Raw genomic sequence first — 21761 nt, 5'->3', positions numbered from 1 at the left:
TCGTGTTTACTTGAGAAAACAGATGCAAATTTGCCCCTCAAGCAAAAAAATTGAAAGCAGAAAAAAAGCGGCGTATACTCATCAGCAAAGAAAGATCAGAGTGCATTGGTCAAGATTAATCAAAGAATACAAATTGACTAATCTGCATCGCAAGTATTGATTTTACAAGGTTAAAAACAAAATACTTGAAAGTCAAAGAAGGTCAGAGTATACTATTAATCAAAGAAGGTCAAACTAAGACCTTATTTTCTAACTCTATTGGTCAAAGATGATCAAACATTCCCTAAGGAGGTTTTGGCAAATGCGTTGTCAACATTGTCAGAAAAACGAGGCGACGATTCGCCTAAACATGCAAGTCAATTCCATTCAAAAACAATTGGTTTTATGTGAAACATGCTATACAGAATTAACCCGCAAACCGTCTATGAGCATGGGGCCGCCGCAATCATTCGGTTTCCCATTTGAACAAGCCTTTCACGCTGATAAAAACGAACAGCAGTCTCAGCGTAAAAAAGGATTGCTCGATGAACTCGCGCAAAATGTCACAAACGGCGCAAAAGCAGGTTTGATTGATCCTGTTATCGGCCGCGATGATGAAGTGGCGCGCGTGATCGAAATTTTAAACCGCCGCAACAAAAACAACCCGGTCCTCATCGGAGAACCAGGCGTCGGAAAAACAGCAATCGCAGAAGGCCTTGCGCTCAAAATCGCGGAAGGCGATGTACCGAATAAACTAAAAAACAAAGAGCTCTACCTGCTGGATGTCGCTTCCCTCGTTGCCAATACGGGGATCAGAGGCCAGTTTGAAGAAAGAATGAAACAGCTGATGAACGAATTAAAAGAACGGAAAAACGCAATTCTGTTCATTGATGAAATTCATCTTCTCGTAGGTGCAGGGTCTGCTGAAGGATCAATGGATGCTGGAAACATCCTGAAGCCGGCGCTAGCCAGAGGAGAACTGCAGGTCATCGGGGCGACGACGCTGAAAGAGTACCGCCAAATCGAAAAGGATGCGGCGCTTGAAAGACGCTTCCAGCCTGTTATGGTTCATGAACCTTCTATAGAACAAGCGATCAGCATTCTTGAAGGCATTAAAGATAAATATGAGAAGTACCACGGCGTCACATTCAGCAATGAAGCGATTAAGGCGTGTGTCACGCTCTCTTCCCGCTACATTCAGGACCGTCATCTGCCGGACAAAGCGATTGACCTGTTAGATGAAGCAGGGTCAAAGGCAAATCTGCAGCTGGATACTTTAAATGAGGAAGAAGCGGCTAAGAGACTTTCTGCCATTGAAGCTGAGAAAACAAAAGCGCTTCAAGAAGAGAACTATGAGCTTGCTGCAAAACTTCGTGACGAAGAAGCGGCTTTGGAGAAGCAGCTGGCACAAGAAACACCCGCCTCATCAGCTGAAGTGGGAGCGGAACACATCCAAGCCATCGTCGAACAAAAAACGGGCATTCCCGTCGGAAAGCTCCAGGCTGATGAACAAACAAAAATGAAAGAGCTTGAAGAGCACCTTCATCAGCGTGTGATCGGCCAGGAAACAGCCGTTAAAAAAGTGGCTAAAGCGGTAAGAAGAAGCCGCGCCGGCTTGAAATCCAAAAACAGACCTGTCGGCTCCTTCCTCTTTGTCGGACCGACCGGCGTCGGAAAAACCGAGTTGTCTAAAACACTCGCAGATGAACTGTTCGGCACAAAAGATTCCATTATCCGCCTCGATATGAGTGAATACATGGAAAAACACGCCGTTTCTAAAATTATCGGCTCGCCTCCGGGTTATGTAGGACATGATGAAGCCGGACAATTAACGGAAAAAGTGCGCCGCAATCCATACAGCATCGTATTGCTTGATGAGATTGAAAAAGCCCACCCTGACGTCCAGCATATGTTTTTGCAAATTATGGAGGACGGCCGTTTGACAGACAGCCAAGGCAGAACGGTCAGCTTTAAGGATACCGTTTTGATTATGACGAGCAACGCGGGCACCGGCGAAAAACAAACAAAAGTCGGTTTTCAATCAGAAGAAAGCGTGATGAAGGAGCAGACGCTGATCGATTCACTCAGCATGTTCTTCAAACCTGAATTTTTAAACCGGTTTGACAGCATTATTGAATTCCAGTCTCTTGAAAAAGAACATCTCGTTAAAATCGTTACCCTGCTGCTTGCAGAGCTCGACGACACATTAAAAGAGCGCGGAATCAGTTTGCACGTCACGGATGAAGCGAAGGAAAAAATCGCTGAAATCGGCTATCATCCTTCCTTCGGCGCACGTCCTCTCAGAAGAACCATCCAAGAATGGATCGAGGACGAAATGACTGATCTATTACTGGAAGATAACGAAATCAAAGCTTTCAACGTAATAATGGAAGATGACAGCATTAAAGTACAGGCGAAATAAGAAAAAAGCGGTTCTCCATTCGGGGACCGCTTTTTTTATGACTTCCCGTACCTTACCTTCTAATATCCTCTTCAAAAAACAGCTATTTGACATATCAGCGGTATGATAAAAGGCGAAACCTGTGAATAATTCGAGAACATTTTCCCAATCGCCCTAAAGTTCCAAGCACTGGCACCGATATTAACCATAGAAAGCTAGTATAAAGGATTTGGTGAAAAATATGGATAAAACATCGATTATCGGTATCATTCTTGCCTTGATCGCTTTAAGCGTCGGCATGGTGCTGAAAGGGGTAAGCTTAAGCGCACTCGCCAACCCCGCAGCTATTTTAATTATTTTGTTCGGTACGATTTCGGCCGTCATTATTGCATTTCCCGGCAAAGAAATTAAAAAAGTGCCTGCTCTTTTTAAAGTGCTGTTTAAGGAAAACAAACAGCTGACCATTGAGCAATTGATCCCCATGTTTTCTCAATGGGCGCAAATTGCCAGACGTGAAGGCCTGCTCGCGCTGGAAGCAAGCATTGAAGACGTCGATGACGCGTTTTTAAAGAATGGCCTGAGCATGGCGGTAGACGGTCAAAGCGCAGAATTTATAAGAGATATTATGACTGAAGAAGTTGAAGCGATGGAAGACAGGCACCAGGCCGGCGCAGCAATCTTTACCCAAGCCGGAACATATGCGCCGACACTTGGCGTATTGGGTGCAGTTATAGGCCTTATCGCCGCCCTTTCAAACATGAACAATACGGAGGCGCTCGGGCATGCTATCAGTGCGGCGTTTGTCGCCACCCTTCTCGGGATCTTTACAGGGTATGTATTATGGCACCCCTTCGCCAACAAGCTGAAACGCAAATCAAAACAGGAAATCAAACTGCGGGAGATCATGATTGAAGGCGTCCTTTCCGTGCTTGAGGGACAAGCGCCGAAAGTAATTGAACAAAAACTTCTGATGTACCTTCCTGCAAACGAACGTGCAAAAGTCAGCGAACAAGAAGGAGAGTCAAACAATGGCGAGAAAAAAGAAGAAGAAGCATGATGACGAGCATGTGGATGAGTCTTGGCTGATCCCGTACGCGGACCTTCTCACCCTTCTCCTTGCTCTGTTCATTGTATTGTTCGCCATGAGCTCTGTCGATGCGGCGAAATTCCAAATGCTTTCTAAATCATTCAACGCCGTATTTACCGGAGGCACAGGTGTCCTGGACTATTCAAGCGTCACGCCCCCTGAGAATGAAAAAGACGGCATTGATACGATAAAAAAAGACAAGGAAAAAGAGAAAGAGAAAAAAAAGAAAGCAAATGAAGCAGCGGATCGCGAAGAGCTTGAAGGCGTGCAGAAACAGGTCAATCAATTCATTAAAAATAAAAAGCTTGAGCATCAGCTTGAAACGAAACTGACAAACGAAGGCTTGTTAATCACCATTAAAGACAGCATCTTTTTTGATTCGGGAAGAGCCGATATCCGCCGGGAAGATGTCCCGCTTGCGAAGGAAATCTCGAATTTATTGGTGCTGAACCCGCCGCGCAACATTATCATCAGCGGACATACGGACAATGTTCCGATTAAAAACTCAGAATATCAATCAAACTGGCATTTAAGCGTCATGAGAGCCGTCAACTTTATGGCTTTGCTCACTGAGAATCCGAAATTGGATGCAAAAGTGTTCAGCGCCAAAGGCTTTGGCGAATATAAACCGATTGCGTCTAACAAAACCGCAGAAGGACGCAGTAAAAACAGACGCGTTGAGGTATTGATACAGCCGAGAAATGCCGGCACCGACAAAAATCAATAATAAAAAAAGGAAGCCCTTCAAACGGCTTCCTTTTTCACTTCTGATGAAAATGTTTTGCGTTTAATCCTACTCTTTTCAGCATCTCCGTACACATTTCTATCTCTTCATCACTCAGCACACTGATCATTTCGTTTATCTCCGCCGCATGATCCGGAAAAATATCATCCAAAAGACGGATACCCTTTTCTGAAATTTGTGCAAAGGTCACCCTTCTGTCGGTCGGCGAGGCTTTTCGGATCAAGAGGTCTTTTTTCTCCAGCTTGTCAACGACGTATGTAATACTTCCGCTCGCTAATAAAATTTTGTCGCCGATTTGCTGCAGAGGCTGGTCGCCTTTGTGGTATAGCAGCTCAAGCACCGCAAATTCCGTCGGATTCAGGCCGTGCTTATGAATATGTTTATTCATATGATCGTTAATAGAGCGATACGCACGTGAAAGTACAATAAATAATTTCAATGAGTTTTCTGTCTTATCTGTCATAAATCAATCATCCTTTTACAAAAGAAACCGTTACAGAGAAACATTAATAAACAAACTGAAAAATGTCAACAAAAATGTTTCCAAAATTTCTCTTCTTTTTGCAAGGCTTCATAAAATAACTTGTTTTTCTATCATTTTGGTTATTTTTTCTTATTAAAGCAGTATAATCAATGATATAATACCTCTATTCAAGTGTTATGTTGGAGCGATGCAGATTGAATACTTTTAAAGGTGCTCTGGGAAAGATCAAGCTTTATCTGATATTGGTGATTATCCCGGCACTTATTATCAGCTTTTTCATTTATGAAAAAGAAAAGCAGAAAATAGCCGATAAACATATACAGGAAGCCAGTATGATGCTGAATCTTCACCGCAATAAGCTCAATTATTTAATTGGGGAAACAAAAGCCCGGATGACAACACTTGCGATCGCTGTCGATAAGCCGGTCAGTGAAGAAAAAATAAATGAAATCCTCGATCAGGCTTTTGAAGATGAACCGAGATTCAACGGGCTTTACATGCTGAACTCAAAAGGCGATGTCATAGCGAGCACAACCGATCTGAAATCAAAAGTGAATCTGGCGGACAGGCCGTATTTTACAAAAGCAAAAGAGACGAAAAAAACGGTCATCACAAACGACTACTCCAGCAGAATTACAGGCCAGCGCATTTTTACGATCTGTGTCCCGGTTTTAGACGCAAACCGGAAGGTCACGGACTATTTAGTCGCAGCCATCCAAGTCGATTATTTGAGAAATATGATTAATATGCTGAGCCCTGATGTTTATGTGAAGGTAGTGAACCAGAAAAAAGTGATATTCGCCAGCGGACATGCTGACCAATCAGAAGACGAAAAACCGGTCAGCGGTTATTTGGATGATATCAACTGGAATATCAATGTGTATCCGAAACCGGTTGAGTTGAACGAGTTGACCAAAAGCGTGCTGCTCCCCATGTCCAGCATTGCCGTGCTGCTTAATATTTTGTTCATTCTCGTTCAATATTATTTGCTGAAGCGCCAGACCCAGCTGGAGCGCGCTCAAAATGAGGCGCAAAAGCTCGAGCTGATCGGAACGCTTGCCGCAAGCACCGCTCATGAAATCCGCAATCCGCTTACCGGAATCAGCGGCTTCATTCAGCTTTTGCAAAAAAAGTATAAAACTGAGGAAGATCAGCTGTATTTCTCTATAATTGAGCAGGAGATAAAACGAATTAATCAGATTGTGAGTGAATTTTTGGTGCTCGGCAAGCCGACCGCGGAAAAGTGGGAGGTTAACTCGCTTCAGGATATTCTCGATGAAATTATGCCGATCATTTATTCTGAAGGAAATCTCTATAATGTGGAAGTCGACGTGAAGATTCAGGTCGAACGGCCGCTGATGGTCAACTGTACGAAAGACCATATTAAACAGGTGATCTTGAATGTGGCAAAAAACGCGCTGGAATCAATGCAGGAAGGCGGCAAACTGGCAATCTATTTAGATGCCCGCGATCATAAAGCCGTGATTAAGGTCGTCGACAACGGAATGGGCATTTCTGAAGATATGCTGCAGCACATTTTTCTGCCATTTGTAACGTCCAAGGAAAAAGGCACCGGCCTCGGCCTTGTCGTGTGTAAACGTATCGTTTTGATGTACGGAGGTTCAATTGATATTCAAAGCGAGCTGGAAGAAGGCACTGTGGTCACCATTACCCTTCCTGCCGCTTCACGTTAAAAAAACACCCTGAATCGGGTGTTTTTTTATCTAAAGGAGCATATGTGTAAGAGGATGCATGCGGAGGTCGGCATCATGGCCTGCAGATAAATACGAGGCGCTTCGTGAGCGGAATCAACGGGGTCTTCCCGCTAATAAAAACGCGTTCATCTTCAGGATGCCGCGCTTGTTCAGGAAGCGCTTTTGCTCTTCGTTATCTGTTTTATCATCATTCATTTGTTTGCCTCATACGCCGGCATTACATCACCGCGGGAGAACAAGCCTATTTTCTTCACAAGGCCCTGTATTCCTTGATGATGTATGTGTTCCCGGTTTATCATCTGCTGATACGCGTTCATCAGACAGTCCAGCTCCTGACTGTGTCTGATCGTATCATATCCTGTAAACCCCTGCCTGTTAGCGGCATCTATCATCATTTTTCTTTTTTCATCAATAGATACCAGCAATTTTTCTTGTTCAGAATAACTACCCATTCACTTCACCCCTCACCGCTAAAAGAATAGGAAACAAGTTTGATTGGGTTATTGAGCATTATTACAGATTATACTTTATTTGTAAACATTTTTTTACTAAATAACTTGATTTTTCATTTCATATTGGAATCTTTAGCAGGATTAAGAGAATAATACCCAGTTGCATGATCATGTAAACGGCATTTCGCATGTTCCGGCGGCGGAAAATAGAAGTTTAGCACAAAACGGAGGATGATGACTTTATATTAAAATACTGTCAACAAGAAAAACCCCCCATGCGTTTTTCTGCATGAGAGGCTTGTGTTTTCGTTAGTTTTGCACTCTTTCATTTTCGTAAATCGGAACCCATCCTTCTGACGTAACGAAAATCCTGACTGCGACGACTTTACGGTCTTCTTGAAGCGTAAAGTAGTGGCGGATGTTTTCCGGTACCGAAATTAAATCTCCCGGATTCAAACGGACATCAAAAAAAGTGCCGTCTTTGCCTTGAATGACGAAGATGCCGTGGCCGCTGACGATAAAGCGGACTTCATCATCGGTATGATGGTGTTCTCTTTGAAAGTTTTTCAATAATTCATCAAGGTTCGGAGTCGTATCTGATAAAGATATGACGTCTTGGGATTTATAACCGCGCCGTGCGGAAATGTCCTGAATCTCCTTGTCAAAAGCAGCAAGAATCTGCTCTTTTTCGTCTTCTGTCAAATCATATTTTTCTGAAAGCTCAGGCGGAAGTTTATCAATGTTCCACTGCTCATAAATAACCTCCTGGTCGTCTAAAAAGCGTGCTACTTCCTCTTGGTTTTCTATTAATGTATTTTTTTCATCATGAATTCTGATCGTTGCCATTTTTGATTCCTCCTCTTTATTTGACAAGCTGCGGCCGGAGTGACAGGAGCTTGATATGATAGCTGAATAAAAATTCATAGGCTTCCAGCACCCTTTTTGCCTCAAACGCATTTTTCCCCCATGCCGTAATGCCGTGGTTGCGGATCAGCACGGCGCCGGAGTCGCTCGCCGCGTGTGCTGCGAAGCTTTCAGCCAATGACGGAATATGCGCGGGATTGTCAATAATCGGAATGGCCACCGCCGCGTTTTCCTCCCATAAGCCGAGCGCTTTAATGATTTCCTGTCCCTGAAAGGTAATTTGTTTTTCATCGCCGTACAGCTCTGATATCACATTATTATTTATCGTATGAATATGCAGACAGCAGCCCGCATTTGTCTTCTGATACAAATAGGTATGCAGAAGCGTTTCCGCAGACGGCTTTAAGGAATGGCCGGTTTCAGCGGGTTTCCCGTCCTGATCGACTAAGAGAAAATCTTCGTCTGTTTCTTTCCGTTTATCCTTGCCGCTTGCCGTGACGAGAAAGGTTAACGGCTCATCAGAGACTTTAATGGAAAGATTGCCGCTTGTCGCCGGGAACCAGTCTCTTTCAGCCAGCTCACGCTTTACTTCGGCAAGTTCGCGCCAGCGCTCTTGTTTTGCAGCCATGCCTGCACCTCCCCCATATTTTCAATGCCGCTTTTCACTTCGTAAAAATCATGAAAAGGAAGATGACGCAGCCCGAGCTCCTTGCATTCATCCAGCAAGTAATCTCTTGCAAAACACATATCAGATAACTTGGCAGCCTCGACATCCGTAACGGAATCACCGATCATGATGAGAAACTCCTTTTGGTCTTCTGAAAGCTTTCGGATGACTGACGGTTTGCAGCAGCCGCATTGGTTTGTACAGCCCTCGTCACAGGCATGAGGCCATTCAATATGAATATGGGCATTTTCAAAAGACGCGTGATTGCAGAAAATACGCTCCTTTTCCACGATTCCATCCAAAAGCGGGTGCACAAAAAAGTCCATCCCGCCGCTTACGACGTAAAACGGAAGGCCGTTTGACCGGACGAACGACACAAACTCCACAAAACCGTCCCGTATGTTCGCATCCTGCAGAACAAAATCTGTCAGCTCTTCTTTTAAGCTGCTCGGCAGAAGCCCGAACATCCGGCCGACGCCCTCTTGGATGGATATGCTTTTAGACAGGACGCCATCCTTTAAAGCGAGCCATTCAGGCGGTGCAAATTCTTTCATGATGCTGATAATGTTGTCGTTCATTGTAACCGTTCCGTCGAAATCACAAATAATCAGCGGTGTTTGGGTCATACGGCTTCCGCCCTCCCCCATTTGTCTAATGCGAGCTGAAGGTCTTTGCACGCTGCGGCTTTTTCTTCTATCGGCTGCGCTTGAAGCACCGCATCGATAATAGCGCGGAACGCTTTTCCTCCGCCCTCGGCGCCTCTCGGATGCCCGTGAATCCCGCCGCCGGCGTTAATGATATGATCAATTCCGAAATCACGCATCAATAAAGGCGCCATGCCCGGATGAATGCCTGCTGACGGTACTGCAAATGAAGGCTTGAAGACATCTTCCTTCACACATTCGTCGTGAATGGCGAGCGCTGTCTTTTTCGGAAGAGCCACCGACCCGTAAGGTGACGGAAATAAACTGAAATCGGCTCCGCAGCACCGGTTCAGCTTACCAAGCAAAAGTGCATGCGATAAACCGTAGACGGGAGATGATGTGAACGCGCCGCTGACCGCCGGGTGCGCCATGATCGGAAGCGGGATGTCCGCATCTTCCGCAAGGCTTTGCATAACGTCTAAGCCATAGGCAAACACATTCAGTAAAAGGGCGTCGGCTCCAAGCTCGGCAGCGCGTCTTGCTTTGTCCCGCAGGTCAGCCGTCCGTCCCGTAAGGTTTACCGCATACAGCGTTTTATGCCCGGTCTCTTCACAGGTTTCCTTCAGGACACGCTTCCCTTCTGTAATACGGGTTTCAAACGGGGCCAAATCATTTTCAAAGAAAATTTCGTCATCTTTAATGATATCGACGCCGCCCAGCGCCTGCTGTCTGAGCTGATCTTTAATGTCAGTGAGATCCCGTCCGATTACGCCTTTAAAAATGCTCATTAAAAGCGGTCTTTCAAACTCGCCGATCATTTTGCGGATGCCGTATATGCCGAATTTCGGCCCGGGCAGGGAGCGTTTAAACGCCTCGGAAAATTCAAGATCAATCAGTTTCATTTTTCCGTCAAGCGACAGCTTCCCGAACACTGTTGTCAGCACTGCCGGAATATCGTTTGAAAAATTAACCTCAGGATAGGCAATGGTAATGACCGCCTGTTTTTCGTTTTCAGCGGTTGCTTCTTTCTTCTCAACCTTTACCACCCGGCCCTTATGCCGTCTGAGCTGATCCTGCTTCAGCTGGGGCAAATCCGTCCAGGAGCCTACCGTCAGCCCTGTCGCAATTTGTTCAGCCCGTTTCTCACTGTCTCCCGGGTCCGTCAAAAGGTATGTTGCCAATACTTCGCTCATGCGTGAACTCCTCTCTTTCTTTCGCAAAACAATAAAAAACCTCTCCTGTTTGAGCAGAAAGAGGTTTCAAGGTTTCGTGTTATGTCCGAATCTTATCTCTCAGCTCCTGCTGCAAGAATTAGCACCGTGCTTTATCAGTCGGTTGCCGGGCTTCATCGGGCTCGTCCCTCTGCCTGCTCTTGATAAGAATAATGATTTTATAAATTATTTTGAATTATCCCATTGTTATCTTGTAATGTCAATGCTTTTTCGGGCGAAAAGATTTAGTTTTCCGATCCGGTCCGCCGCCTCTTTAAGTCTTTCTTCACTTGTCAACAGACCGACTCTGATGTAGCCCTCGCCCCATTTTCCAAAGCCGTTTCCCGCTGCGACCGCGACATTGGCCTTTTCCAGAAGCAAGTCTGAAAATTCCTGTGACGTATAGCCGGCGGGCACAGGCAGCCACGCGAAAAAGGAGCCGGCCGGGGCCGTCACTTCCCAGCCGATATCGCGGCAGGCCGTGATCCACGCATTGCGCCTTGATTCATACCTGTCATTTTGCTCGGCGACACACGTCTGATCCGCTAAAAGAGCCGCTGCCGCAGCCTGCTGGACCGCAGGGAACAAACTGACAAACATGTGGTCTTGGTACAGGTTGATCGCTTCGATGACTGATCTGTTCCCAATGGCAAATCCAACCCGCCAGCCCGCCATATTGTAGGTTTTTGACAGCGTGTAAATTTCAATTCCGGTTTCTTTTGCTCCGTCTGTCTGCAGGAAACTCAGCGGTTTGTGCCCGTCAAAGCCGACGGCCCCGTAAGCGAAATCATGAACGGCGCAAATGCCGTTTTCCTTTGCGAAGCTGACCGTTTCCTCAAAAAACTCCGGTGTCGCCACAGCCCCGGTCGGATTATTCGGATAATTGAGATACAGGAGCTTCGCTTTTTTTCGCACTTCCGCAGGAATCGCGTTGTAATCCGGGAGGAAATCCCTTTCTTTCGTCAGCGGCATCATTTCCATTTTTGCTTTCGCCAGGGCAACGCCTGACCAGTAATCAGGATAACCGGGGTCCGGCACCAGAATCGTATCACCCGGGTTTAACAGGCATTGCGGAAGCTCAACAAGCCCTGCCTTGCCGCCGAACAATACGGCTACCTCAGTTTCCGGATCGACAGTGACGCCGTACTCTCTTTCGTAAAAAGCCGCTGCTGCCTTTTTAAAGCTGTAAGAGCCGCGGAATGATGAGTATTTATGATTTTCCGGCCTTTCAACAGCGCGTTTCATTTCTTCTACGATATGCTGAGGAGTAGGCTGATCAGGGTTGCCCTGCCCCAAGTTAATTACGTCTTCGCCTTCTTTCAGCTTTCGGTTCACCTTTTGCACCAAAGATGCAAAAAATTGTTCAGGCAAATGTTTCAGTACATCAGAGAATTCAAAGTTCATATTTTCACCTTCTAAAAATTTCTTGAAATGATAGTCCATCATCATATATGGTTAAATAAAAAAAGTAAAGAAAAACTTGGGGAGTTGTAAAAAATGAAATGGATCGTTTCTTGTTTGCAATTTGATATTTCATATGGAAATCCTTCAGAAAATATGAAAAAAGCAGAATCTTTCATCGAACGAGAAAGCCGCCATGCCGATGTTTTAGTGCTTCCTGAATTGTGGACGACAGGCTATGACCTTACACGCCTTGATAAATTGGCTGATGAAAACGGTGAAGCCTCAAAGCAATGGCTCCGGCAAACGGCGAAAACATATAACGTGCACCTCGTCGCCGGATCGGTTGCGGTTAAAGAAGGAGATAACGTCTATAACACGATGTACATCGCCGATAACAACGGACAGATCAAAAAACAATATCAAAAAGCGCATTTGTTTCAGCTGATGGATGAACACCTGTATTTATCAGCCGGCAGCAGTGATGGTTGCTTTGAGCTTGACGGCGTAAAGTGCGCCGGGCTGATTTGTTATGATATCCGCTTTCCCGAGTGGGTCAGAAAACATACGGCGAAAGGGGCGAATGTGCTGTTTATTTCTGCGGAATGGCCTCTTCCCCGCCTCGATCATTGGAAAAGCCTGCTTGTCGCAAGAGCGATTGAAAACCAATGTTTTGTCGCGGCTTGTAATTGCACGGGTTCTAATCCCGATAATGAATTTGCCGGCCACAGCCTGATTATCGACCCGTGGGGACGGGTTTTAGCCGAAGGGGGACAGACAGAAGGCGCCGTTCGGGCGGAAATCGATGTATCAGAAAGCGCGGCTGTACGCAGCACCATTCCCGTCTTTAATGATTTGCGGAGTGATTTATATTAATTTTCCGAAAAAAACGTTGACAAAAAGATCAGGCTCCTGTTAGTATTTTCATCAACTGATTAATTCGAATTATTATACAACTCAATATATTTTTCTCTTATCGAGAGTTGGGCGAGGGATTGGCCTTTTGACCCCAACAGCAACCGACCGTAATTCCATTGTGAAATGGGGCGCGTGATTTTTGCGCCGAGACGATTTGTCTCTTAAGGCACGGTGCTAATTCCATCAGATTTTTATCTGAGAGATAAGAGGCGGACGTTACTGTTTCAGCCTCCTTCTCTTCAGAGAAGGGGGCTTTTTTTACGGGCCTATTCTCCGGACAACATCTTTTTACACCACTACATAATTGGAGGGGAAATCCATGCCAGCAACGAAAACAAGTGTTTATGAACAATTAACCGAAAGCTCAGCTGCCGCGTTAGCCGTTAAGCTCGGCTTATTCCAAAGCAAAAGCACATTAACGTGCCGTGAAATCGGCGACGGCAATTTAAATTACGTCTTTCATGTTTATGACAAAGAAAACAATAGAGGACTGATTATCAAACAAGCAATTCCTTATGCAAAAGTCGTCGGTGAAAGCTGGCCGCTTACCATCGACCGCGCAAGAATCGAAAGCAGCGCGCTGATCCGCCAAGGAGAACATGTGCCTCACCTCGTTCCGTCTGTGTATTATTCAGATACAGAGATGGCTGTGACCGTTATGGAAGATCTCTCCCGCCTGCAAATTTCAAGAAGAGGATTGATTGAGGGTAAAAACTACCCAAATTTATCAGCCCATATCGGTGAATTTCTCGGAAAAACGCTTTTTTACTCATCCGATTATGCGCTTGATGCAAAAGTGAAACAGCAGCTCGTAAAGCAGTTTACGAATCCGGATCTCTGCAATATTACAGAAAGGCTTGTCTTTACAGAGCCGTTTCTTGACCATGAGACAAATGATTTTGAAGAGGAGCTTCGCCCTTACGCAGAAAAGATTTGGAACAATTCCCGATTAAAAATGGAAGCAGCCGAGCTGAAATCCATATTTTTAACATCAGCCGAAACATTGGTTCACGGGGACCTGCATACGGGAAGCATATTTGCCGGTGAACATGAAACAAAGATCATTGATCCCGAGTTTGCCTTTTTCGGGCCGATCGGTTTTGACATCGGCCAGTTTATCGCAAACCTGCTGTTAAATGCCCTCAGCCGGGACGGTGAAGACAGACAGCCTTTATATGACCATACAGCGGCCGTATGGGAGACATTTGTGAAAACGTTTAGTGAGGCGTGGGAAAAAGACAGTCTCACCTCCTGCAGACACCGGCTTCACGAAACGCTTCAAACCGCATTTGAGGAAGCCGTCGGTTTTGCCGGATGCGAGCTGATCCGCCGCACAATCGGGCTTGCCCACGCGGCCGACTTAGATGAGATTGTGCCGTTTGACAAACGTATTGAAAGAAAGAAATTGGCACTTGAAATCGGCGCCTTTTATATTGAAAACCGAAAAGAACTGAAAAGCATCACTGAAGTTTTGGAACAATTTAAGCTCCGCGTAAAGGAATGATATATCATGACGAATGAATTTGCCATCCCGCGTTCTGTTGAATGGAAGGAAACACACATTAACATTTTAAACCAACAAAAGCTCCCGGAGATCACTGAATATGTGGAGCTGACGACGAAAGAGGATGTATTTGATGCGATTGTCACACTAAAAGTAAGAGGCGCTCCGGCCATCGGCATAACCGCGGCGTTCGGACTCGCTCTTTGCGCTAAATCGATAGAAGCTGCGGATGTTTCTGACTTCCGCCGGCAGCTTGCATCCATCAAAGAATATTTAAACAGCTCAAGACCGACGGCTGTCAACTTGGCGTGGGCGCTTGACAGGCTTGAGAGTTCCATCAGCCGTGCCATTTCAATCAATGAAGCGAAAACCACTCTTGTCCATGAAGCCATTCAAATCCAAGTTGAGGATGAAGAAACATGCCGGATGATCGGCCAGAATGCCCTGCACCTTTTTAAAAAAGGCGATCAGATCATGACCATCTGCAATGCAGGTTCGATTGCCACAAGCCGCTATGGCACAGCGCTTGCGCCTTTTTATTTGGCGAAGCAAAAGGATCTCGGCCTCCATATTTACGCATGTGAAACACGGCCGGTATTACAGGGATCACGGCTGACGGCATGGGAGCTGATGCAGGGAGGAATTGATGTGACCCTCATTACAGACAGCATGGCCGCCCATACGATGAAAGAAAAACACATTTCAGCTGTTATTGTAGGCGCTGACAGAATCGCTAAGAACGGTGATACGGCCAACAAAATCGGGACGTACGGTCTCGCGATTTTAGCCAATGCGTTTCAAATTCCGTTTTTTGTCGCCGCCCCGCTTTCCACATTTGATATGCAGATTGAGAGCGGTGATCAAATTCCTATTGAAGAACGAGATCCTGAAGAAGTAAGGCAGATATCCGGCGTGCGCACCGCTCCTGAAAACGTACCCGTATTCAATCCCGCCTTTGACATCACCCCCAATCATCTGATTTCGGGTATTATTACAGAGAAAGGGATTGTGACCGGTTCATATAAGGAAGAAATCGAGCAATTATTCGCAGATTGCCAGATCATCTGAAAAACCGCTGATGATACTGCCTCCTCTTCAGGCAATGTCAGCGGTTTTTTTGTTTACACAATTTGACCATTTCATCTCTTTGGACGGCTGATATCAGATGCAATTTCAGAAACAGCTCTGCATAACCGGCTATTTTTTCCGGACGGCTCAGCTTCATCAGACTTCGTCCTCCTTTTTCGTCAGACCAACTCTTTTTACTTAATAAAATAATATGTCAGACGTAAAAAAACGGAACGTGCCATATGCTTTATTTTTCTTTGTAGGATATTTGTTCGAGGTTTAATAAAACGGCTTTTACATCAGTCTTGCTGCCCGCGTATCCCGTTAAGGCACTATTTTTGCCGATTACCCTGTGGCACGGAATAAAAATCGGAAGCATATTGCGTTTGTTGGCTTGTCCGATGGCGCGCACCGCTTTTGGATTGCCGATTGCTTCGGCAATATCGGCATAGCTTCGTGATTCCCCGTAAGGAATCATGGCAAGTGTGTCCCACACTTTTTCTTGAAAAGGTGTGCCTTTTTGTCTCAGCGGCAGAGAGAAATGCTTTCTTTTTCCGGAAAAATAGTCTTTCAGCTGTTTTTTTGCCTCCGTTAACAGGGCGGTTTCACGCATTTCAGTCTGAGGGGATGATTGTTCCCATTCCGCAAAATCGTCCCCGCTCAGAAAAAGGCCGGTGATAAAGCCTTCTTCCTCTGTGATCATGATAGTTCCAAGCGGTGTGTCCGCACTTGTAAAGCAGGTCATTCGATATTCCTTCTTTCCTCTTTGTTCTGCCGGATCGGGAGCGTCAAATGAAACACGGTTCCTTTTCCTTCTTCACTTTCAACATGAATACGGCCTTGGTGTTCTTCGATGATTTTGTAGCTGACCATCAGCCCGAGGCCCGTTCCTCTGTCTTTCGTCGTGTAGAACGGTTCTCCCAAACGTTTCAGTTTGTCCTCTGGGATGCCAGTACCTTCATCTTGTAATGAAATCTGAATGTGATCTTTATCCGAAGGCTGAATGGTCACGTAGATATTACCGCCGTCGGGCATGACTTCGATTGCGTTTTTTAAAATATTAATAAACACTTGTTTTAATTGATTGGGCTCACAGTAAATCGGAGGAATGTTTCCGGTCAGATTTAAATGGATCTGCACATTGACAAGGTTGGCCTGGGCGTTCAGAAGATCAGCCGTGTCTTTCATAATCTGCGTCACATCTTTTTCTTCATACAATATGGCCTGCGGTTTTGCTAAAATTAAAAATTCGGTGATAATAGACTCGATGCGTTTTAATTCTGAGGTAATGACGTTAAAATACAGGGAATACTCACCTTCAATGCTTCCTTTGAGAAGCTGAATGAATCCTTTCAGCGCCGTCATGGGATTTCTGATTTCGTGAGCGATGCCTGCTGCCAGCTCCCCTACGACGTGCAGGGTGTCGGATTTCCGAAGCCGCTCCTCCAGCTCTTTGCGCTCCGTGACATCTTTAAAGATGGCAAGATTCATATTTTGAATGATATTCCGCTTGAAGGAAAATTCCAGTTTGCGGTGATCGCTGCTGCTTAATAAAAAGGGGATTTCATTATCCATTCCTTCTAAATCAATCTCTCTTGCGGGAACGCCCGCGTTTTCAATATCAAAAGAAGAAAGAATGTCAGGCACGGCGTGTGTTTTCAGCTCTTCATGCGGTATGCCGAGAATGCGGCTGGCCAGCGGATTCGCGTCGATAATGCGGAACTGGTTGTCAAATAATACGTTGCCGTCCATGGAGCCGTTAAATACTTTTCTGAATTTCAGCTCGCTTTCCCTCAGTTCTTTTTCCATTCGCTTACGGTCGCTGACATTTCTTAAAATCGTCAAATGCTGGCCTTCGAGTATCGTCCGTTTTGACGTGAATTCAAGCTCTTTATATTGTCCGTTCCCCATCTGAAACAGCATTTCTTCCCGGATTTCTCCGTATTTTTCGTATTTCTTTTTGATATGTTTGTATTTTTTCTGCGGATCGGCGATAAACGTACATAAGTACCGCTTCAGAAGCTCGTCCATCGGCAGCTCAAAAATTCGGCATGCCGCTTGGTTCGCCTTGGCGATTTTTCCGTCGTCAGACCAAATCACGATGGCATCCATGGCGTTTTCAAAAATTTCGCGGAAGCGCTCTTCGCTTTTAAAGAGTTTTATTTCCATCGACCGTTTTTCCGTTATGTCTCTCATAATGGACATATAAAACCCGCTGATTAAGTTGGAAGTGATCGTAAACTCAAACAGCTTCTCCTTACCTGACCGGAGCTTGACGGGCAGCTCTCCCTTGGCTTTTCCTTTCCTGCGGAGGGTATCCCAAATGTCCTTCAGGTGCACGTTGTTTTCGCCGTCCGTAAAATGCTGGAGTGACAAATGAAACAGCTCGTTTTGGTCTATCTCGAAGCTTTTGCAAAAAGAGAGATTTGCATCAATAAATCCCCCATCCTTGTCAAACAGCACAATTCCGTCAACAGCCCTGTCAAACAAATCTTTGAACAGCTGTTCGTTCATTGAGAATTCCCGCTCCAATATTTTTTTAGAGGAGATGTCCCTCATCACCACAAAAAAATAATCCTCCCCAATTCCGTCCCTGGCAAGGAATTCAATGTATTTAGTCGCGCCGCTGTCCAGCTTAATCGGCACCTCTTTCCATAAGAAGCCCTTATCTAAAAATTTCTTGACGGCCGCGTTCAATTCTTCCTGAGGGACAGAATATAAAAAATCGAGGACGGAGCGGTTGATGAGGCCGTCTGCCTCAATCTGCATCATCCGTGCCGCAGCCTCGTTCGCCTGGACGATTTTCATTTCCTTATGGCAGATGAAAATGGCATCAAGCGTGTTGTTCATTATGATATGATACCGGCTCAAATCATTTTTCAGACGGTCATTTTCCTCCTTCAGCCGCTTCAGCTGCTCTTGCAAAGATTCCTTTGTTTCCAAATCCAGAGTTTCAGCCATTCAGTACACTCCTTCTTCAAAAAACCTATCCTTCAATATTTCTACAAAATCCTCCGTCTTCCTTCATTTGCCCTATACATTTCAGAAAATTTCAATGATATGACAAGTTAAAGTCTTTTTCTACGATCCTTACCTCCCCGTTACATCATCCTAACAATCCTTTTTTTTCGCCTTCATTTTTCATTTTTTATTTTAAAATGGACACGAGCAGGAAATAATCATGCAGTGAATGATTTTTGAAGAGAAGGTGATGCTATGACGAAATCGCGTGACAGTTACTTTGACAATGCCAAGTTTATTTTGATTTTCCTTGTGGTGTTCGGCCATATCCTCCGGTCATTTATTAACGGAAATGAGTTTATGCTCCATCTCTACAAATTCATTTATACTTTTCATATGCCTGCCTTTATCCTTGTGTCCGGCTATTTCGCGAAAAACTTCAAGCGTAAAGGTTATGTGAAAAAACTGGCTGTGAAGCTGATTATTCCGTATTTGATTTTCCAGAGCATCTATTCGGTTTTTTATTACTTTATTCAGGATGAAAGCATAACAAGCGTTAATCCGATTGATCCGCAGTGGTCTCTCTGGTTTTTAATCAGCTTATTCTTTTGGAATCTGCTGCTGTACCCATTTACGAAACTGCCGAAAATGTGGGCGCTTGCTGCGAGCTGCGGGCTTGCCGTTATGATCGGTTATCTCGATTTTATCAGCAGCACGCTGAGCCTTTCACGAACGTTTGTCTTTCTCCCGATGTTTCTCGCCGGCTTTTATTTAAATAAAGATCACTTTGATTTACTGAAGAGCAAAAGGGGCAAACAAATTGCCGCCGGCGTTCTTTGCACGGTTTTTCTTTTATGCTGGTGCATTGACTTTGATTACTCGTGGCTGTTTGGCTCAGAACCCTATTCCACATTCGGAGACGTGACGCTGTTAAGCGGGCTGTCACGTATCGGCTGGTATGCTTTGGCCTTTGCCGCTACCTTCAGCTTTTTGGCACTCGTTCCGCAAAAACGCTATTTCTTTACAAAGTGGGGCACGAGAACATTTTACGTCTACCTGCTGCACGGATTTATTATTAAAACCTTGCGGCAGATCGGGCTGGAGGATCATCTGTCTGATTATCAAAATGTAGTGATGCTTCTTATTTTAACAGCAGTCCTTACATCCATTTTATCCAGCAATGCTGTGAAAACAGCCGCCCAGCCGTTTATTGAATTGCGAATGACCGCCTGGCTTGAAGCTGTAAAAGGAACAAGGAAAAATGCTTATTCCAAATAACGAAAAATACCTCTTAAGCGCGTGACGCCTAAGAGGTATTTTTTATTTTTTGCTGTCTTCTTTTTTCTTTGGTTTTGTCTGTTCAAGCGTTTCAATCAGTTTTCCGGCGTTATAATCACCGAGTTCGCTTGAGAATTCTTCTTCAAGCAATTTAGGATCCATCGGTTTTTTATGATTTTGCATATCCTTGCTGTGGCGGTTTTTTGTCACGCTTATTCGCCCCCTTGTTTGCCGTGTTTTGACTTGCGGTTTGCGCCCCTGAGCCCCGGATCACCGTCATATTGTGTTTTGTATGCATCTTTATCCATACTTTCTGTCGGTGTATTGTTATTTGTTAATGCTTCATTCTTCGCTGCTTTGCGTTTCATCTCATTTCCTCCTTCTGTAAGCAATTCAGTTTTGAATTCCTGCAAAATTGATTTAAGATCGCGCACTGTGACTGTTTTTGCCTCATCCATCAGCTCGTAGCCGATTTGTCCGTTCGGCTCCAGCAGCACAATTTTAAAATCCTTAATATCCCCGAGGCCCTCCTGCCTGATCCTCATCGACAGCTGTGATTCGGTTAAGCGCATTTTTTTTAAATTTTTCGATATGACTTGCCCGTTTTCAACAACAGCTATGGTTTTCCCGGAAAATAAATACTCGAAAAATTTTGATTTGATTTCGAGGAATTCCATTAGAATCAAGACCAAAATGAAAATCGCTGCCGCAAAAATAGTTTCCCATAAACTATGCTCAATAAACGGCTGAATGATAATGGAGCCGATGGAAATCATGATGACTGTCTGGGTAACCGACAGCTGGCTAATCGATTTCCGTCCGGCAATTCTTAATAAAAAGGTACCGACCGCTATCATAATCACTGATTTCCATAATACGGCTAACAAGTATGTCACCTCTTTATAATTAGCGTCTCCCAAGAATTCATTTCCACACATCTTTTTTTTGGCAATAAAAAAACACCGCGCTTGAAGACGCGGTGTCAGCCGATAATGACTCTTTCCTTCGGATAATGATAATTCGCTTCGATTTCTTTGCGCCCGATTAAATAAAGGAAAGTCAATATGCCGATTCGGCCGATAAACATGACAATCATAATGACACATTTGCCGACGTCGCTTAAATGCGGCGTAATCCCCAATGACAGCCCGGTTGTTCCGAAAGCCGAGCATACCTCAAACAGCAGTTCAAGCAGTGACTGATGCTTTTCGGTCACGGCTAAAATGAGCGTCGATCCGAAAACAAGCAAAATAGCCATCATCGTGACGACAAGCGATTTTATGACATCCGCCTGATGAAGTTCGCGTTTAAATACCTTCACCGCTTTATTCCCGCGGGCAAAATGAAATAAAGCAAGGAGATTAAGCGCAAAGGTCGTCGTACGGATTCCGCCGCCGACTGAGCTTGGCGAAGCGCCGATAAACATCAGGGCGCATATAAAAAATAAGGTCGGCGCCGACAGCTGGCTGATGTCAATCGTCGCAAGACCCCCGCTTCTCGTGGCGGTTGATTGAAAGAGACATAAAAATAAAATATCGTGCCAGCTTTTCCCCTTCAAGAGATGGCTTGCCTCAAGAGCATATATCCCGACAGCCCCGAACAATACGAGCAGCCCAAACATAATCGTCGTAATTTTCGTAAACAGTGTAAATGAATATCTGCGCTGCTTAGAAAATAAAAAGTCCTTCACTTCCACAAGCACCGGAAAACCGATAGCGCCGAAAATAATCAGAAGCATCGTAATAAACTGCACAAAATAGTCATGTCTGAACGGAACGAGCGAATTTCCGGTAATATCAAATCCGCCGTTCGTCGTGGCGCTGATGCTCGCAAAGAAGCCGTGTAAATAAGCTTGTTCAAATGAATGGTAATACGTTAAAAAATACGTTCCTAAAATCAGGCCGCCAAAAAACTCGATCCATAAAATCAGAACCAGCACTTGCTTCATCAGATTCACGATCCCGGAAAACTGCGATTGGTTTTGGTCGACCATTATCAGTTTTCGTTCCCTTAAACCAATCCGTTTCCCCATAATCAGCCAGACGAATGTTCCGAGTGTCATAATGCCGATTCCGCCGAATTGCAGCACGAAGGCTAAAATGACAATTCCTGTCGTGCTGAACGTATCAGCCGTGTTTACTACCGTTAATCCGGTCACGCTGACTGAACTGACGGCCGTAAACAGCGCGTCTATAAACGACCAGCTGGCTCCCTCTTTATGGGCAGCCGGCAAACTTAACAAAATAAATGCGACCGTTACAGCAAGAAAATAATATAACGCAATCAGCTGTGCGGGCGACAAAACCTGTATTAATTTCCCTAGCTTTAATTTCATATGATTATTCCTTCAGCCTCTCATTGTAGTACGTAATTATTCTAAAG

The 21761-nt window shown here is 45.0% G+C and carries 20 protein-coding genes and 2 riboswitches; of the genes, 8 read left to right on the top strand and 12 right to left on the bottom strand.

The features are described 5' to 3' along the window. Positions 1-301: 301 nt before the first annotated feature. The 3 genes from clpE to motB all read left to right on the top strand — a co-directional run bounded on the left by clpE (position 302) and on the right by motB (position 4194). Positions 302-2401, top strand: a complete 2100-nt coding sequence (gene clpE / locus KY305_RS14300; protein ID WP_223063100.1) for an ATP-dependent protease ATP-binding subunit ClpE — start codon at positions 302-304, stop codon at positions 2399-2401. A 220-nt stretch (positions 2402-2621) separates the two neighbouring features. After that, complete coding sequence (gene motA, locus KY305_RS14295; protein WP_061523541.1) at positions 2622-3437, top strand: flagellar motor stator protein MotA; 816 nt, start codon at positions 2622-2624, stop codon at positions 3435-3437. Next, entirely contained in the window at positions 3409-4194 is a 786-nt protein-coding gene (gene motB / locus KY305_RS14290; protein ID WP_223063099.1) for a flagellar motor protein MotB, read from the top strand. The genes motA and motB overlap by 29 nt, the downstream gene beginning before the upstream one ends. A 34-nt stretch (positions 4195-4228) precedes the next feature. Here motB and mhqR read toward each other — a convergent pair whose 3' ends face one another. Continuing rightward, on the bottom strand, positions 4229-4675 hold the full coding sequence (mhqR, locus tag KY305_RS14285) for a MarR family transcriptional regulator MhqR (RefSeq protein WP_214799715.1): 447 nt from the start codon (positions 4673-4675) through the stop codon (positions 4229-4231). 197 nt (positions 4676-4872) lie between these two features. Between mhqR and KY305_RS14280 the strand changes: the two genes are divergently transcribed. After that, positions 4873-6390: a sporulation kinase KinD gene (locus tag KY305_RS14280; protein ID WP_223063098.1), complete on the top strand. Its 1518-nt coding sequence runs from the start codon at positions 4873-4875 to the stop codon at positions 6388-6390. 212 nt (positions 6391-6602) lie between these two features. Here KY305_RS14280 and spo0E read toward each other — a convergent pair whose 3' ends face one another. The 6 genes from spo0E to KY305_RS14250 all read right to left on the bottom strand — a co-directional run bounded on the left by spo0E (position 6603) and on the right by KY305_RS14250 (position 11653). Then, a complete protein-coding gene (spo0E, locus tag KY305_RS14275) occupies positions 6603-6863 on the bottom strand; it encodes an aspartyl-phosphate phosphatase Spo0E (protein WP_223063097.1) in 261 nt (86 codons plus the stop codon). Between the two features lie 309 nt (positions 6864-7172). After that, positions 7173-7709, bottom strand: coding sequence for a 1,2-dihydroxy-3-keto-5-methylthiopentene dioxygenase (locus KY305_RS14270; RefSeq protein ID WP_214799721.1), 537 nt, complete (start codon positions 7707-7709; stop codon positions 7173-7175). Between the two features lie 16 nt (positions 7710-7725). Beyond that, on the bottom strand, positions 7726-8355 hold the full coding sequence (locus KY305_RS14265; RefSeq protein WP_223063096.1) for a methylthioribulose 1-phosphate dehydratase: 630 nt from the start codon (positions 8353-8355) through the stop codon (positions 7726-7728). After that, complete coding sequence (gene mtnX, locus KY305_RS14260; protein ID WP_223063095.1) at positions 8313-9020, bottom strand: 2-hydroxy-3-keto-5-methylthiopentenyl-1-phosphate phosphatase; 708 nt, start codon at positions 9018-9020, stop codon at positions 8313-8315. Before mtnX ends, KY305_RS14265 begins: the two co-directional genes overlap by 43 nt. After that, positions 9017-10231 carry a 2,3-diketo-5-methylthiopentyl-1-phosphate enolase gene (mtnW, locus tag KY305_RS14255; RefSeq protein ID WP_223063094.1) on the bottom strand — a complete coding sequence of 405 codons (1215 nt, stop codon included), beginning with the start codon at positions 10229-10231 and terminating at the stop codon, positions 9017-9019. Before mtnW ends, mtnX begins: the two co-directional genes overlap by 4 nt. 89 nt (positions 10232-10320) lie before the next feature. Next, positions 10321-10420: riboswitch (SAM riboswitch) on the bottom strand. 36 nt (positions 10421-10456) lie between these two features. Continuing rightward, the gene (locus tag KY305_RS14250) at positions 10457-11653 is read right to left on the bottom strand and encodes a pyridoxal phosphate-dependent aminotransferase (protein WP_223063093.1); all 1197 of its coding nucleotides are present in this window, start codon (positions 11651-11653) and stop codon (positions 10457-10459) included. A 93-nt stretch (positions 11654-11746) separates the two neighbouring features. Here KY305_RS14250 and KY305_RS14245 point away from each other — a divergent pair, with 93 nt between their 5' ends. From KY305_RS14245 to mtnA, 3 genes are all read left to right on the top strand, one after another. Next, positions 11747-12526 carry a carbon-nitrogen family hydrolase gene (locus KY305_RS14245; protein ID WP_223063092.1) on the top strand — a complete coding sequence of 260 codons (780 nt, stop codon included), beginning with the start codon at positions 11747-11749 and terminating at the stop codon, positions 12524-12526. Positions 12527-12620: 94 nt separating this feature from the next. Further along, positions 12621-12777: riboswitch (SAM riboswitch) on the top strand. 110 nt (positions 12778-12887) lie between these two features. Then, positions 12888-14072: an S-methyl-5-thioribose kinase gene (gene mtnK / locus KY305_RS14240; protein ID WP_223063091.1), complete on the top strand. Its 1185-nt coding sequence runs from the start codon at positions 12888-12890 to the stop codon at positions 14070-14072. Between the two features lie 6 nt (positions 14073-14078). Next, the gene (gene mtnA / locus KY305_RS14235; RefSeq protein WP_223063090.1) at positions 14079-15140 is read left to right on the top strand and encodes an S-methyl-5-thioribose-1-phosphate isomerase; all 1062 of its coding nucleotides are present in this window, start codon (positions 14079-14081) and stop codon (positions 15138-15140) included. 247 nt (positions 15141-15387) lie between these two features. On the opposite strand, the gene KY305_RS14230 is transcribed toward mtnA, so the two are convergent. Together KY305_RS14230 and KY305_RS14225 are read right to left on the bottom strand one after the other, a co-directional pair. Beyond that, positions 15388-15885 carry a methylated-DNA--[protein]-cysteine S-methyltransferase gene (locus KY305_RS14230; RefSeq protein ID WP_223063089.1) on the bottom strand — a complete coding sequence of 166 codons (498 nt, stop codon included), beginning with the start codon at positions 15883-15885 and terminating at the stop codon, positions 15388-15390. Continuing rightward, positions 15882-18101, bottom strand: a complete 2220-nt coding sequence (locus tag KY305_RS14225; protein ID WP_223063088.1) for a PAS domain S-box protein — start codon at positions 18099-18101, stop codon at positions 15882-15884. The genes KY305_RS14230 and KY305_RS14225 overlap by 4 nt, the downstream gene beginning before the upstream one ends. 255 nt (positions 18102-18356) lie before the next feature. Between KY305_RS14225 and KY305_RS14220 the strand changes: the two genes are divergently transcribed. Then, positions 18357-19379, top strand: a complete 1023-nt coding sequence (locus KY305_RS14220) for an acyltransferase family protein (protein WP_223063087.1) — start codon at positions 18357-18359, stop codon at positions 19377-19379. Between the two features lie 42 nt (positions 19380-19421). On the opposite strand, the gene KY305_RS14215 is transcribed toward KY305_RS14220, so the two are convergent. The 3 genes from KY305_RS14215 to KY305_RS14205 all read right to left on the bottom strand — a co-directional run bounded on the left by KY305_RS14215 (position 19422) and on the right by KY305_RS14205 (position 21714). Then, positions 19422-19589: a hypothetical protein gene (locus tag KY305_RS14215; protein WP_156476290.1), complete on the bottom strand. Its 168-nt coding sequence runs from the start codon at positions 19587-19589 to the stop codon at positions 19422-19424. Positions 19590-19591: 2 nt separating this feature from the next. Beyond that, complete coding sequence (locus KY305_RS14210) at positions 19592-20266, bottom strand: DUF421 domain-containing protein (RefSeq protein ID WP_223063086.1); 675 nt, start codon at positions 20264-20266, stop codon at positions 19592-19594. Between the two features lie 95 nt (positions 20267-20361). Beyond that, positions 20362-21714, bottom strand: a complete 1353-nt coding sequence (locus tag KY305_RS14205) for a TrkH family potassium uptake protein (RefSeq protein WP_223063085.1) — start codon at positions 21712-21714, stop codon at positions 20362-20364. Positions 21715-21761: the final 47 nt, after the last annotated feature.

It is taken from the genome of Bacillus sp. YC2, from assembly GCF_019891195.1.
In the GTDB taxonomy this organism is placed as follows: Bacteria; Bacillota; Bacilli; order Bacillales; family Bacillaceae; genus Bacillus.
The sequence above is the reverse complement of the archived record's forward strand: the minus strand, read 5'-3'. Positions and strand labels throughout refer to the sequence as shown.